The organism is Paenibacillus cucumis (ex Kampfer et al. 2016) (assembly GCF_019748695.1).
GTDB lineage: Bacteria > Bacillota > Bacilli > Paenibacillales > Paenibacillaceae > Paenibacillus > Paenibacillus polysaccharolyticus.
The window spans coordinates 195433-209242 of sequence record NZ_JACLIC010000020.1; the positions used below are offsets into that span (position 1 = coordinate 195433).

Genomic DNA, 13810 nt, shown 5'->3' on the forward strand with positions numbered 1-13810 from the left:
GAACATGAGTAAAGAAAAAGGAATGACTCTCAATATTATAGTCGCAACGATAGCGCTCTTAGTACTCTCAGTGATATCCGTAAACACATATATGTATTTAAAAGAAAAACCGGGTGGTCTGGCGGATCAGACATTGTCCAAAGCTATGGGGCTGGACGAAACCATGTCGATTCCGATCGGCAGTACGCCAGAGGATGCAGTTCAACAATTAAGAGCGTCGACTCCTAATGTCCGTGTAGTTCATCAGGAGCCTGTGGACGACGGTATGATCGTGTTTACGCAGAGAACGAACAGTGAAGCATCAAGTAATATGCAGCTGGAGTACGTACGAAAAAATAGTTTTGGCTGGAAGTGGGTGTGGGGCGGAGGTTATGGAATAGGAGACATAGATCCGTCTGAGTATGCATTGTATTATATGAACTTACCGAAGCTTGAAGGGATAGAAACTCCTTTTCCAATGGTGTTTGGTACAATCGAGCATCCGGGTATCCAGCGTGTAACTGCTGAAACAGAACAGAACGGCTCCATGTCCATTACTGAAGCCAAGTTGATCAGAACAGATATGGAAGAGTATATCTGGTTTGTGATGCTGCCTTCATCGGAGGGTACACCCTATACCATTAAAATATATGATGAAGAGGGAAAACAAGTGGGCAGCAAACAAAATGAAATGGTAAACGATAGCGGATCATTGACGCTGGGGAAAAGGTCAGCGTCAATGTGATCCGGACATGTTCTTCTTTAAATTATTTTGCTGTGCGATTGGCTTTCACGTGTTTGAGCTGAGCGACGATGATTACACTGATAATAACCAGTAGAAACCATGAACTGATCTTGCTGAAGCTCACCAGTTGCCAGCTCTCATGTTGATCCGGATATTTCCAGCCATTGAAGAAGGTAGCGATATTTTCTGCCAGCCAGATAAAGAAACCTACGATAATGAAAGCAAGAGACAATGGCATACGGTAGGTTGTATGGCGCACCCGGTAGATAATCCACGTTTTCCAGAAGACAACAAAGACAAGGGCTGTCAGCCACCAGCGAAAATCCGGGATAAAGTGGTGGGTGAAAAAATTAAGATAGATTGCTGCGCCGAGTAACATGGAGGGAACCATGCCCGGCCAGCCGGTCATATCCATACGCAGTCTTCGCCAGATCTGACACATGAAGCTGGCTACACTGGCGTACATAAATCCGCTGTAAAGCGGAACGCCAAATATTTTGCTGTATGCGGGCTCCGGGTAAGACCATGATCCCATATGTACTTTGTAAATTTCGAGTAAGAGACCGATTACGTGGAATACGCAAATAACCTTGATTTCGTCCAACGTTTCCAGTCCAGTGCGAAACATCAAATATTGAACAGCAAGCAGAATAAGCAGAATGGCATCATAGCGGTGGATAAAAGGAAATGGAATGATCGTTGAAAGAGCCAGTGTACCGAAAATGGCTACGGGAAAAATGCAGCTCATGGCCTGATGATAGCCAAAATGCAATAACTGAATGATTGATTTCATAGGAAGTAGCTCCTTTTGACACTTCTGATCTGGAGTAAATTTGAGTGTGCATGATCACTTATATTAATCTAATCGATTTTGTCCCATTTGAAAAATAGAAAAAAATAAAGAAGAAAGTTCATATTTTTGTCTGTCATTTTATGCAACTGAGCAGCTTTAAATGTATATTCTTTGATGCATATGATAAAATGGAGTTCATACTTTACAAGAAACAAGGAGGCCGTCATGCAACTGATACAACCACAAGATATCCAGCTTCGGCTCGATCGCCTTGTTGATCAGGATGTATATATGCATCTTGAGATGACAACGGGCGCTTACGCTCAACATTACGATAGTTCACGGCATCCGGCTTCAGCTTTTATCACCAATGCCGCCATTCGATATACACAGGGCTCCATTTCAGGTGAGGGACCTTACCGTGTCGGTCTCAAGACGACAGATGGCTGGGTGTATGCTGAAGGGCTAACCCATATTGATGAGCAGGAACAAGATAGATTGATTATGGCCGGCCATGACACCCAGGGCAAACTGGTTGTGGCTCTGCAGCTGAGCCGGGAGAAGTTCTAATGGAAGTGGAGGAACAACATATGACAAAGAATGCACACGATGAGCATCAACGCATCCTGGTGGTTTATCCTCATCCAGACGACGAAGCATTCTCCGTATCGGGCACGTTAGCCAAATACATTGATTCTGGAGCACACGTTACATATGCTTGTCTGACGCTGGGTGAGATGGGACGTAACATGGGTATTCCGCCGTTCGCGAACCGCGTGACCCTGCCATCTATCCGCAAAGATGAGCTTATTGAAGCGGCTAGTGCGATTGGTATTCAAGATTTAAGAATGCTCGGATTTCATGATAAAATGGTAGAGTTTGAAGATCCTCAATTGCTCGATGGCAGCATTATGGCTCTTCTTGAGGAGATTAAGCCATCACTGATCTTTACATTTTATCCTGGATACAGTGTTCACCCCGATCATGATGCGACAGGAGCTGCGGTGATCAGGGTTGTTAGCCGTCTACCGCTGGAAGAGCGTCCTGTCGTTCACTGCGTAGCTTTTTCTAATAATCATGAGCAGCATATTGGCAAGCCAGATGTAACCGTAGATGTCTCCCAATTTCTGGCGCAAAAGCTGGCTTCGATTCGTGCCCACCGCTCGCAATTTCAAGCCGCAGAGTTGCTTGGTAATCGCAAGCTGAACGACGAAGAACTTCAAGCACGCTTTGGACGTGAGCGGTTCTGGACCTATCGATTTGCATAAGTTGAAACTTACTAAAGTCGCCAATTTGGCGGCTTTTTTTCATTCAATCACAATTTGGACACAAAAGTAAGCAAGCTATAGCCTGATGGGGCTATATGGGAAATTTATCATTTTCGATACACTGTGTGAAGGACTGGGATAACGCATTAAGGTAACACCAAAAAGAAGGAACGGAGGAAAGGGGGGATGATATGGATGAAAAATGCAGGAACAAAAATATGAACATTAATAAACGATTCAATATCCGTAGGCTTGCAGCGAATACTCTGATCGTGATCGGACTGGGCCTCCTTCTAGTGTTTCAAACTACCGTGAATGCTACTGGAGTCACTGGAGATCGTGAACCCGTCCTGCTTCAGCCCATCATAAACCAAGCGGATGCCGGAGCGGTTATTCATCTTGAACCTGGTCGATATGAAGGCCCCCCGTTCTCATCTCTAAAGCACTCACTTTAATTGGGGATGATTCGGCTATCATCCATAATGAACAGGAACAAAGTGCGATATCCATTCAGGCGGAAGGTGTGAAATTGGAAGGGTTTACAATCGAACATAACGGCCGTCAGCCAGCAGCAGCTGTGCAGATTACGGGCAGCAATAACGAAGTATCTGACCTTAAGCTTCGTACCAAGGGAGCTGGTTTGCTTCTACGTGATGCGACTACTTCTGTAATACGAAATAATTCAATTCAATGGGCAGGTGCAAGTACAGTATCCAGCAGTCAAAAAGGCAACGGGATCGATCTCTACAATTCGCATAACAGTAGGATTGAAGGGAATCAGATTGAGGGCGTGCTCGATAGCATCTATGTGGAGAACAGCCGAAACGTAGCGGTGAACAATAATCGTTTCATTCAAACTAGGTACGGTATTCATTGCATGTATATCGATGGATCATCTGTTACGAATAACACAGGAGAAGGTAACATGACAGGTGCCATGATCATGGGGGTTAAAAATACAGTTATATCAGGCAATACCTTTCGCAAACAAAGTTCAAATGTTCATTCGCAAGGTATCTTGCTCTATGACGTGCATCAGTCCAAGATCTACGGCAATACAGTAGAGGGCAATCGTGTGGGCATGAATATCGCTGAGTCCTCAGGCAATGAAATTGATGACAACGGTGTAATCAGTAATTTCGTTGGAATCCAGATGGTGCTCGCTGAGGGAAATCAATTTACGCAAAATCGATTTGTTTCCAACGTTATTGATGCCTCGACAATGGACAGCAAGGATAATATTTTGAAAGAAAACTATTGGGATTCCTTTCAGGGGTTGGATCTGAATCAGGATGGAATCAGCGAGCTTTCCTATGCGCTCAACCCGTTCTACGAACAAGTAATAAGCAGAAATGCAGCATATCAACTGTTTTTTCAATCCCCGGGCATGGTCTTTCTCAGTGAATTGCACTCGGAAGGGAAAAGCAACTGGACAACAGATGAATCACCGCAGATGAGCATTGTGAAAAAGCATACTGAAGTTGCAGCAACATCGGGAACATCCGGGACAGATAGAACAAATGTGGGAACCCGGCCAAGTCCGGTTACGATAATTGGTTTACTTTTACTTGGCTTGTCTGCAAGTACGATGATCTATATGGGGGTATGGAGAAAATGAATAAACGATGGATTTTGGCAATGGTGTTGCTTTTAGGTACTGTGATGTTAACGGCATGTGGACAGAAGTATGCGGCTGTGCCAATTAACGAGGACGTGGATATCTGTGCGATCTGTAACATGCAGGTGAAGGATGATGCGTTTGCCACACAGCTTACAACGAAGGACGGTAAAAACTTCAAGTTTGATGACCTTGGCTGCATGAATGAATGGAAAAAAGAAAACGGCACAGACAACATTGGCATGGACTATGTGCGTGATTATAACGATAAGGAATGGATCGAATTCAATAAAGCGACCTATGTATATGACCCTTCACTCAGAACACCCATGGCGTATGGCATTGTTAACTTCAAGGATAAAGCTTCTGCCGAGGCATTCGTGGCCGAGCAGGGTGTAGGCAAGGTTATGACTGCGGATGAACTTGCTTCTCATGATTGGACTCAGAATATGGATAACATGAATATGGACGGAGACGGAGACGGGCACGGACATGGTCACGATGAGGGCGGGACGGATCAAGGCTCGAAGCATAATATGGGTGAAGATATGAGCAAAGATATGCATCAAGAAGGTGAGTCGAAAGAAGGATCAGGCAGCCACTGATGCTGATGGGGGGTGCTGAAGCCGATGTCTGATATGTTACAAATAACAAAACGAGAGTTGAAAACGGGGTTTCGTAACTCCTGGTCATATTCGTTTCTCGTTCTTTTTTGCACATTTAGCTTAAGTTTATTACTACTAAATGCACAGAATCCAGTAGAAGGATACTCGGGCACGACAGGTTCTATGCTGAACCTTATCCTCTATCTTTTGCCGCTAATGACGCTTTTTCTGGGTTCATTCTCATTGACTGCTGAAAAGGAAGACGGAAGCTGGCAGCTTCTATCGACGTATCCCATCGGTACGTTATCGTTCATTACAGGCAAATATCTCGGACTAGCCGCGGTGCTGCTACTCATCGTGACATTTGGCTACGGCCTGATGGGGCTCGTTAGCGGGTTGCTTGGCAATCCGATCGATCTACTGACCTATCTACTGTTTTTAGCGTTTTCTTGTGGACTTGTGCTGTTATTCCTAAGTGTTGCATTGCTGATCGGCTCACTGTCTCGCAATCGCTGGCAAGCTTTAACGATTTCCGTATCGATCTGGTTTTTCGCCGTTATTGGCTGGCCTACATTATTACTTGCGATATTAGGGCAAATGCCGTACCTCTGGATAAAACCGTTGCTGGTGGTGTTAACCTTTTTGAACCCGGCTGAATTGGTACGGCTGTTTATTGTGATCAAGCTCGGTGGTGGTTCTATACTGGGGCCCGAGTATTATCAATGGGTTTCGTGGGTGCAACAGCCAAGCGGCAGTGCCATATTTGTTGGAATGTGCTTGTTATGGGTGAGTTGCTCGATCCTTGTTGTTTACGTTATATGGGAAAGGGGGCGTTCCCGTGCTTGAAGCGGAAGTTATTGTGAAGGGACTAGGCAAACAAATCAAAAAACAAACCATTGTCGAAGAAATCTCCTTTCATCTTGGTTCTGGTCAGGTACTTGCCGTATGCGGCGGGAACGGTGCAGGCAAAAGCACCTTGTTACGTATGCTGGCAGGCATTCTGCGTCCATCGTCAGGAGAGATCCAGGTGAATAACGTCCGCTGGTCACAGGATCGCAAACGGTATGCGAATCAGATTGGGTATATGCCGGATGATTATCAGTTCAGCCAAGGTCTTACGGCCGAGGAATCTTTATTATTCTGGGCATCTCTGCGTAAACTTCCCCGAGATAGGGTGCAGGAAGTATTAGTGATGGTTGGACTTGACGGGCAAAAACATAAACGGGTAACTACCTTTTCCAAAGGGATGCGGCAGCGTGTATTGTTTGCTCAGGCGATGCTTGCAAAGCCTGCTCTTCTGATCATGGACGAGCCTACCAATGGACTGGACCCCTTCTGGATGCAGGAATTCGTACATTTGCTGAGAGGTATCAAACAGGAAGGGCATATTGTTGTGTTCTCCACACATCAGCTTGAAGTGGCGAATGATATCGCAGATCAGGTGATGTTTATGAATCAAGGTTGTAATGTCGGGGAAGGCACCGTAGAAGATATTCGGAATCAGTATGGTTCACTTCATGCTGCTTTTCATCAGAGTCTGGGAATAAAGTGAAGGTGATTTCATGCAAAACAAGATGCAGAGAATGGATAGGAACAGTGGGCTAAAAGACGGACAGAAGAAGGGTTCGAAAATAAAACGGATTTTTACGATGTTGATTGCACTGGCAGCATTGGCTACAGGTATATGGGCTGTGCTGGCAAATTTATCGGACTCTGATTCGAAAAGTAGGAATCCAATTCGTACAGGAGTCGAGGCTCCTGAGTTTACAGCAGTTAATTCCAAAGGGGAGCAAGTCCAGTTGTCTGATTACCGGGGCAAAGCCGTGATGATTAACTTCTGGGCATCATGGTGCACGCCTTGTGTAAGGGAAATGCCCTTGGTTCACGAGCTAGCGCAGCAAAATCAAAATAAGGTGGAGACACTGTTTGTTAACGTGGGGGAGAGCAAGGGCACAATTAACGAGTTTATGAAAAGTCATCAGTTCGATTTCCCAGTGATCATTGACGCAACGGGCAAAGTATCCAAGCTGTACCGTATCACTGGCCTGCCAGCAACGATGGTTATTGACCAAGCTGGACAGTTTAGCCATATTTTGCTCGGTGAACTGACGGAGGATATTCCTTTGCAGCAATGGCTGGAGGAAAGCATGTGAATGTTGACGATTGGTGGGCCTTACAAGTGCGTAAACTTTTCATGATCAGTAGGGATAATTTTTAAACTTATTTTTAAGATTCACTGCCTTTGTGGCCTGCAAATAACTACCTGAAACTAAAAAAAACGATGGGAACTTTACTTATGTAGATGCCCATCGGTTTTTATTTTACCTCAACCCAAAGATATGTTCTTATTGATTATGGTGAAATTAGGTCAAGCGATACATTATTAACCTGGTGAGCTATTGCTTCGGTTAAATTAACTCCAGAACGTCTCAATCTAATCTCAATCCAAATTCGTTCCATTTGTTCATAGTTGATGAACTGGAGTATGATTAGGGAGGACAACGCTGATAATCATAAAAGTAAAAGTCCCTTGGAAATTTACTATAAAATCAATACCACATAACTTCTTTGAAGGGGGACATCTGTTTTGGATGAGCAGTTTCTAGATTTATTGGCCCAGAAATATGATACTGAAGAAAAAATCATCACCGAGATCATCAACCTTGAAGCGATCTCCAATCTCCCAAAGGGAACCGAGCATTTTGTCAGTGATTTGCATGGGGAGTTCCAGGCTTTTCAGCACGTACTACGAAACGGCTCAGGTACTGTCAAAGAAAAAATCAAGGAATTGTTCCGGGAGGTATGGACGGATCAGGAAATTAATGATATTGCAGCGTTGGTTTATTATCCGGAAGAAAAAATACAGCTGGTTATAGGAGAACTGAGCAATAAAACGGCTCTAAACCAGTGGTATAGACAAACAATTGAACACATGCTTAAGCTTATTTCTTATGCCTCTTCCAAGTATACGCGCTCGAAATTGCGTAAAGCTCTGCCGGAGCAGTATGTATATATTGTAGAGGAGCTTCTATACAAGACGGATTCGACCAACAATAAAGATCCTTATTATGAGGAAATATATCGACAAATAATATCCCTGGGCCAAGCGGACAAGCTCATTATTGGCCTTGCGTATACGACCCAGCGCCTGGTGGTTGACCATCTTCATGTGGTTGGAGATATTTATGACCGGGGTCCGGACCCTGATAAAATTATGGATACGTTAATCCATTACCATTCTGTAGACATTCAGTGGGGGAACCATGATGTCCTCTGGATCGGTGCGTACGCGGGTTCTCTGGTCTGCCTTGCGAATATTATCCGGATCTGCGCCAGATACAATAATCTGGACATCATAGAGGATATATACGGAATCAATCTGCGCCCACTGCTAAACTTGGCGGAGAAATACTATGAAGACAATCTGCCCTTCAGACCTAAGCTGCAGACTGGCCATAATGGTTCAGAGCAGGAAATTCTGCAGATCACCAAAATCCACCAAGCCATTGCCATGATCCAGTTTAAACTTGAAAGCCCGATTATCAAGAGACGCCCATACTTTAATATGTCTGAAAGACTTTTGCTGGAACAGATTGATTACGACAAAAATGAAATCACGATCTGTGGAAAAACGTACAAGCTGGAAAACACCTGTTTTACAACCGTAAATCCGCAAAAGCCTGAGCAATTGTTAGAGGAAGAACGCCAAGTGATGGAGAAACTTCTGTTCTCCGTTCAGCATTCCGAAAAGCTGGCCAGACATATGAATTTCCTCATGAAAAAGGGAAGCCTTTATTTAAAATACAACGGAAATTTGTTAATCCACGGCTGTATTCCTATGGATGAAGAAGGAAATATGGAAGAAATGCAGATTGAAGACAAGACATATGCGGGACGTCAATTGCTTGATGTTTTTGAAGATTATTTACGTTATGCCTTTGCCCATCCGGAAGAGACAGAAGATCTGGCGACGGATATGGTATGGTACATCTGGACAGGAGAATGTTCCTCACTCTTTGGCAAGAGAGAAATGACTACTTTTGAACGTTATTTTATTCAAGAAAAAGAAGCACATAAGGAGAGAAAAAATCCTTATTACCATTTACGTGAAAATGAAGAGATCTGTCGAAGAATCTTGCAGGAGTTTGATTTGAATCCGAATCATGGACATGTCATTAACGGCCACACGCCAGTCAAAGAAATCAGTGGAGAGAGTCCTGTGAAAGCAAACGGAAAAATGATCGTGATTGACGGCGGTTTTTCCAAAGCCTATCAATCCACAACAGGCATTGCCGGATATACCTTGCTTTACAACTCTTTTGGCATGCAACTCGTCGCCCATCAAAAATTCAATTCAAAAGAAGATGTGTTATGCAACGGAACGGACGTATTGTCTTTAAAAAGACTGGTTGATAAAGAGCTGGAACGAAAACTGGTGAAAGAAACCAATGTAGGGGAGAAACTGCTGCAGAAAATCTCGAATTTGAAGGATCTACTAGACTATCGATACATGAAATGAGAATAAATGCAAAAGTACAAAAAGCCTCCATACTAGGGACCATCGAGGGAGGATTTTTGTACTTTTTTTCTGCACTTATAAAAATCAATTGCAATTATTCGTATTACTGATGGAGAACATCTGCATATTCAGAGATACGCTCGAAACGTCCCTTGGCAAAAGGACATAAAGGTAAAATCTTAATACTGTTTTCCCGCGTGTATTCCACCATAGCTTTAATAAGCTCGTCACCAAGTCCTTGTCCTCGGTATGCATTTTCGACCAACGTGTGATCAATAATGTACAGCTCTGGGTTTGAAATTACATATGTCATCACCGCAGCAATGTCGTCGTGATCTTGAATAAGAAATCTTTTATTGGCAACTTCATGTTCTACATTATGCATGTTCATCCTCTTTCTTTGTTGTGAATTCATCATTTAGAAGCTTATACGTCAATGCTCCGCTTGGACATGCGTCAATATGCCGGGCAATAGCCTCCGAAGTGTCACCATCGGGATCAACCCAAGGACGTTTGCTCAAATCAAAAACAGCAGGGAGGCCCTTTACGCAGATACCCGAATGAATGCATACATCCGAATTAAACATGACCTCGATATCTTTACCGTAGTATAACTTCTCCTTACCCATCATCTCTTCACATCTTTCACTGTAGAGTTAGAATTTTATACAGATCGCTCACCCATGCATTCATGGAAATCATGCCTGCCGGGCTCTCGATGTCCGAATTATAATGACGAATCATGTATTAGTCAACGGTGACGAATTACCTAATACGTGGATGTTATACTGATTTTAAGTTAAAAAGCCGGAATCCTGCATGATACAGGATTCCGGCTTATAAGTGTTCCTATTAGAACAAAACAGAGACTATACTGATTAAGTTAATCTTTTATTGAAACGTACGTACATATAAACCATCAGTTGTTCAGCTTATCTAGTTCAGAACAGGAGTAGCACTGTATTTCGCCCGTGCAATCCGGGTTGCATCTACCATGTTTTTCAGAGAAGCCACGGTTTCTTCCTGTCCGCGCGTTTTCAAACCACAGTCTGGATTAATCCAGAACAGTTTCGGATCGAGCACACGCAAAGCACGGTCAATCATGTTACTCATTTCTTCGACGCTTGGTACACGCGGGCTATGGATGTCGTATACGCCAAGTCCAATACCGAGCTCATACGTATTCTCTTCAAAGCTGTGAATTAACTCTCCATGGCTACGCGATGTTTCAATGGAGATGACGTCGGCATCCATTGCTTCGATAGAATCAATCATATCGTGGAATTCGCAATAGCACATATGGGTATGGATTTGGGTGGTTTCCTGTACGGTGCATGTTGTAATACGGAACGCTTTGACCGCCCAATCCAGATAATTAGCTTGTTTATTCTCCTTGAGCGGCAAGCCTTCACGAACGGCAGGTTCATCGACCTGAATCATTCCGATACCTGCTTGTTCGAGCGCTTCAACCTCTTGTCTGAGTGCGTATGCCAATTGATACGCGATGGTTTCCCGTTCAATATCATCCCGTACAAAGGACCAGTTCATGATGGTGATCGGGCCTGTCAGCATGCCTTTAACAGGACGGTTTGTCTTCGACTGTGCGTACTTCGTTTCCTCGACCGTCATTTCACCTACAAATTCAACATCTCCGAAAATAACAGGTGGTTTTACGCAACGTGAGCCATAGGATTGCACCCATCCATATTGCGTAAAGGCAAATCCAGCCAGCTTCTCGCCGAAAAATTCAACCATATCGGTGCGTTCAAACTCACCGTGAACCAGCACGTCAATACCAATCTCTTCTTGAATGTTAATCCAGCTGTCAATCTGATCGCGGATAAAGGAAGCGTATTGTTCATTGCTCAGTTCGTTTTTACGCCATTGTTGGCGAGCTTTTCTAACCTCCGTGGATTGCGGGAAACTGCCAATCGTTGTTGTCGGGAACAAAGGCAATTGCCACTTTTCTTGCTGTGCTGCGTGACGTTCTGCAAATGGACGTAAGCGGTTAGGCTCTTGTACACGGATGGAAGCAACGGCTTCCTGCACGGCTTTGCGGTTACGATCTCCGGAGCTTTGCAATGCCTGTAGTTTTTGCTCGGCGTCTTTAATTTTAGCGGTGATGTCCGCATCAGTGCTGCGGATTGCTTGGGTCAAAATAACGATCTCATCCAGCTTTTCATCCGCAAATGCAAGTGCATCTTTGAGCTCAGCAGCAAGTTTAGCTTCGCGTGCTGTTGTGACAGGTACATGCAGCAAGCTGCAGGAGGATTGCACAATTAACCTTTCAGGGGTAACGAGTGAAGTAAGCGTCTGGAGTAATGTCAGCTTGTCTTGAAGGGATGCTCTCCAGATCCCACGTCCATCAATAATGCCTGCGCCAAGCACTTTGTCTGCCGGAAAACCATTCGTTTGAACGGATTGCAAGTTACCTTCCAGTCCATGTACAAAATCAAGACCGATACCTTGAACTGGCAAGCTGATGATTTCGTTGTAATTTTCAACGGATTCAAAGTACGTTTGCAGCAAAATATTTAAACCTGGAGCAGCTGATGCAAAAGCGGTATAGATTTTGTTCAAGCGTTGTAGATCCGCATCATTCAATTTCGTTACGAGCACCGGCTCATCAATCTGTACCCACTGTACGCCAGCATCTGCAAGTTCTTGCAGCACTTGAGTGTAGAGAGGAAGCAACTGATCCAGCCAAGCGTCCGTTTCGGATGCGTCATAGCCTTTGGAGAGCTTCAGGAAGGTCAGCGGTCCAACGATGACTGGTTTACCTTCAATGCCGATTTTCTCTTTGGCTTCAAGGTATGCGATTAGTGGTTTATTCTCGGTTAAAATCGGCGAAGCATCATTCAGTTCAGGTACAATATAGTGATAATTCGTATTGAACCATTTGGTCATTTCACTGGCTGCGGCATCTTTCGTCCCACGGGCGATGCCGTAATAGGTGGAGAGAGGCACAGCGCCTCCGTTATAAGCGAAGCGTTTTGGCACAATACCAAACATCACGGCTGTATCCAGAATATGATCATAATAACTGAAATCGTTCACTGGGATCAGATCGATACCTTTGGTTTGTTGCTTGCGCAAATGATCTAAACGAATTTCTTGCAATCTCGCGTGGAGTTCGTTTTCTTGTAATTTTCCTGACCAGAAGGCCTCAAGTGCTTTTTTCCATTCCCGATCGGCTCCGATTCGCGGGTATCCCAATACGCTACTTTTTGTCATTTGCCATAACCCCTCTGCAATGTGTTAACAACAAGGTATCACAGAAGTATGGTTATTAAGTAATTCCATTAAATTATATCCAGCTATAGCTATGGGCTATAACAGACCGGACTAACAAGATTGAGTAGCGGGGACAAGAGAGTTAATTAGGAATGGTTTGTTTGATAGGGAAGGTGAGATAGCGAAGGTGATTTGAAGCAGTGACCGCCATTGAAGGAAGATAATCTGCTATGTAAGTAGACATAGGAGCGTTCCAATGGTTAACTAAGCTTATGGCAAGCAGGAAGGGAAGGCGGCATCCGTGAATCTGTTTTATGTGCAGTCGATTGTAGGCGGAGTCAGTAAAGTAAAAAATTTTCTGGAGGATAACTATATCGGCATTCCGTGGTCAGCGCTTGGCGATCTGGAGCGGGCGTCATCGGAGGAATTATGTGAACTGTTGGAGCAACGCTATGGAATTATTGCTGATAATTCAGGCGAAGTTTTGGAGACGATCCAACTGTTTGCAGACGGGATGAGTGACGGGGATTATGTTGTGATTAAGGATGAGGATTGGATGTATGTCGGAGACCTTGGTGATTATTATTATGACGACTCCATTGGCACAAGCGAAGACTTAATATGCCACCGCAGGGGTGTAACCTGGCTTGGACGGGTACCGCTGGAGGATATTAATGAACACATGCAAACTTTGCTGCAAGAACCCAATGTTGTTGCCCAATTTAAGTTGCCTGTAAAGCAGGCGAGGCTGGATCAAGCTCTTAGGGGGAATAGCGATACAGCGGGGAGTGTTGGGACAGCATTGAACCAAGAAACTCAGCGGGTAGCACCAGAATTATTCAAAACGTTAACACATGATCACACACTTCCACGAGTTGAGCAATCCACGATTGATAGCGCGCTGCAAGTACTTCAAGAGGCATTGCTGAGTAAAGATGAAGGACTGCGAGTACAAGCGGCTATCGCCATTTTGCAATATGCCAAACCGTAAGCTCAGCATCAAAGTGGAGTGTAGAACTAGTAAGAGTAAAAGCTATAACCGAGCGAAT

Annotated in this window: 14 protein-coding genes; 10 read left to right on the forward strand and 4 right to left on the reverse strand. The window is 44.3% G+C overall.

Going from position 1 to position 13810, the window contains the following annotated elements:
• The first annotated feature begins 4 nt into the window (after positions 1–4).
• Entirely contained in the window at positions 5–724 is a 720-nt protein-coding gene (locus H7T88_RS12415) for a hypothetical protein (RefSeq protein ID WP_221788690.1), read from the forward strand.
• A gap of 22 nt (positions 725–746) precedes the next feature.
• Here H7T88_RS12415 and H7T88_RS12420 read toward each other — a convergent pair whose 3' ends face one another.
• On the reverse strand, positions 747–1517 hold the full coding sequence (locus H7T88_RS12420) for a DUF817 domain-containing protein (RefSeq protein ID WP_154889231.1): 771 nt from the start codon (positions 1515–1517) through the stop codon (positions 747–749).
• A 225-nt stretch (positions 1518–1742) separates the two neighbouring features.
• Here H7T88_RS12420 and H7T88_RS12425 point away from each other — a divergent pair, with 225 nt between their 5' ends.
• From H7T88_RS12425 to H7T88_RS12460, 8 genes are all read left to right on the forward strand, one after another.
• Entirely contained in the window at positions 1743–2087 is a 345-nt protein-coding gene (locus H7T88_RS12425) for a YojF family protein (RefSeq protein WP_090915805.1), read from the forward strand.
• A 20-nt stretch (positions 2088–2107) separates the two neighbouring features.
• Positions 2108–2785 carry a bacillithiol biosynthesis deacetylase BshB2 gene (bshB2, locus tag H7T88_RS12430; protein ID WP_154889229.1) on the forward strand — a complete coding sequence of 226 codons (678 nt, stop codon included), beginning with the start codon at positions 2108–2110 and terminating at the stop codon, positions 2783–2785.
• A gap of 529 nt (positions 2786–3314) precedes the next feature.
• Positions 3315–4403: a right-handed parallel beta-helix repeat-containing protein gene (locus H7T88_RS12435; RefSeq protein WP_221788691.1), complete on the forward strand. Its 1089-nt coding sequence runs from the start codon at positions 3315–3317 to the stop codon at positions 4401–4403.
• Entirely contained in the window at positions 4400–5008 is a 609-nt protein-coding gene (locus H7T88_RS12440) for a nitrous oxide reductase accessory protein NosL (protein WP_260510870.1), read from the forward strand. The genes H7T88_RS12435 and H7T88_RS12440 overlap by 4 nt, the downstream gene beginning before the upstream one ends.
• 24 nt (positions 5009–5032) lie before the next feature.
• Positions 5033–5854 carry an ABC transporter permease gene (locus H7T88_RS12445; protein ID WP_221788693.1) on the forward strand — a complete coding sequence of 274 codons (822 nt, stop codon included), beginning with the start codon at positions 5033–5035 and terminating at the stop codon, positions 5852–5854.
• The gene (gene ccmA / locus H7T88_RS12450) at positions 5847–6560 is read left to right on the forward strand and encodes a heme ABC exporter ATP-binding protein CcmA (RefSeq protein ID WP_221788695.1); all 714 of its coding nucleotides are present in this window, start codon (positions 5847–5849) and stop codon (positions 6558–6560) included. Before H7T88_RS12445 ends, ccmA begins: the two co-directional genes overlap by 8 nt.
• A gap of 31 nt (positions 6561–6591) precedes the next feature.
• Complete coding sequence (locus H7T88_RS12455) at positions 6592–7161, forward strand: redoxin domain-containing protein (protein ID WP_221788697.1); 570 nt, start codon at positions 6592–6594, stop codon at positions 7159–7161.
• 434 nt (positions 7162–7595) lie between these two features.
• Entirely contained in the window at positions 7596–9527 is a 1932-nt protein-coding gene (locus tag H7T88_RS12460) for a fructose-1,6-bisphosphatase (RefSeq protein ID WP_221788699.1), read from the forward strand.
• 103 nt (positions 9528–9630) lie between these two features.
• On the opposite strand, the gene H7T88_RS12465 is transcribed toward H7T88_RS12460, so the two are convergent.
• From H7T88_RS12465 to metE, 3 genes are all read right to left on the reverse strand, one after another.
• The gene (locus H7T88_RS12465) at positions 9631–9912 is read right to left on the reverse strand and encodes a GNAT family N-acetyltransferase (protein ID WP_221788700.1); all 282 of its coding nucleotides are present in this window, start codon (positions 9910–9912) and stop codon (positions 9631–9633) included.
• Positions 9905–10159: a (4Fe-4S)-binding protein gene (locus H7T88_RS12470; protein WP_260510871.1), complete on the reverse strand. Its 255-nt coding sequence runs from the start codon at positions 10157–10159 to the stop codon at positions 9905–9907. Before H7T88_RS12470 ends, H7T88_RS12465 begins: the two co-directional genes overlap by 8 nt.
• Positions 10160–10463: 304 nt before the next feature.
• Entirely contained in the window at positions 10464–12761 is a 2298-nt protein-coding gene (gene metE / locus H7T88_RS12475; RefSeq protein WP_221788701.1) for a 5-methyltetrahydropteroyltriglutamate--homocysteine S-methyltransferase, read from the reverse strand.
• 301 nt (positions 12762–13062) lie between these two features.
• On the opposite strand from metE, the gene H7T88_RS12480 reads away from it, so the two are divergent.
• A complete protein-coding gene (locus H7T88_RS12480) occupies positions 13063–13752 on the forward strand; it encodes a DUF8426 domain-containing protein (protein WP_221788702.1) in 690 nt (229 codons plus the stop codon).
• Positions 13753–13810: the final 58 nt, after the last annotated feature.

Excerpts from the sequence above, each read along its gene's own strand:
- H7T88_RS12465 (WP_221788700.1), bottom strand. The coding sequence starts at position 9,912 with ATGCATAATGTAGAACATGAAGTTGCCAATAAAAGATTTCTTATTCAA.
- H7T88_RS12420 (WP_154889231.1), bottom strand. The coding sequence starts at position 1,517 with ATGAAATCAATCATTCAGTTATTGCATTTTGGCTATCATCAGGCCATG.
- metE (WP_221788701.1), bottom strand. The coding sequence starts at position 12,761 with ATGACAAAAAGTAGCGTATTGGGATACCCGCGAATCGGAGCCGATCGG.
- H7T88_RS12425 (WP_090915805.1), top strand. The coding sequence starts at position 1,743 with ATGCAACTGATACAACCACAAGATATCCAGCTTCGGCTCGATCGCCTT.
- H7T88_RS12415 (WP_221788690.1), top strand. The coding sequence starts at position 5 with ATGAGTAAAGAAAAAGGAATGACTCTCAATATTATAGTCGCAACGATA.
- H7T88_RS12445 (WP_221788693.1), top strand. The coding sequence starts at position 5,033 with ATGTCTGATATGTTACAAATAACAAAACGAGAGTTGAAAACGGGGTTT.
- H7T88_RS12440 (WP_260510870.1), top strand. The coding sequence starts at position 4,400 with ATGAATAAACGATGGATTTTGGCAATGGTGTTGCTTTTAGGTACTGTG.
- H7T88_RS12470 (WP_260510871.1), bottom strand. The coding sequence starts at position 10,159 with ATGATGGGTAAGGAGAAGTTATACTACGGTAAAGATATCGAGGTCATG.
- bshB2 (WP_154889229.1), top strand. The coding sequence starts at position 2,108 with ATGACAAAGAATGCACACGATGAGCATCAACGCATCCTGGTGGTTTAT.
- H7T88_RS12455 (WP_221788697.1), top strand. The coding sequence starts at position 6,592 with ATGGATAGGAACAGTGGGCTAAAAGACGGACAGAAGAAGGGTTCGAAA.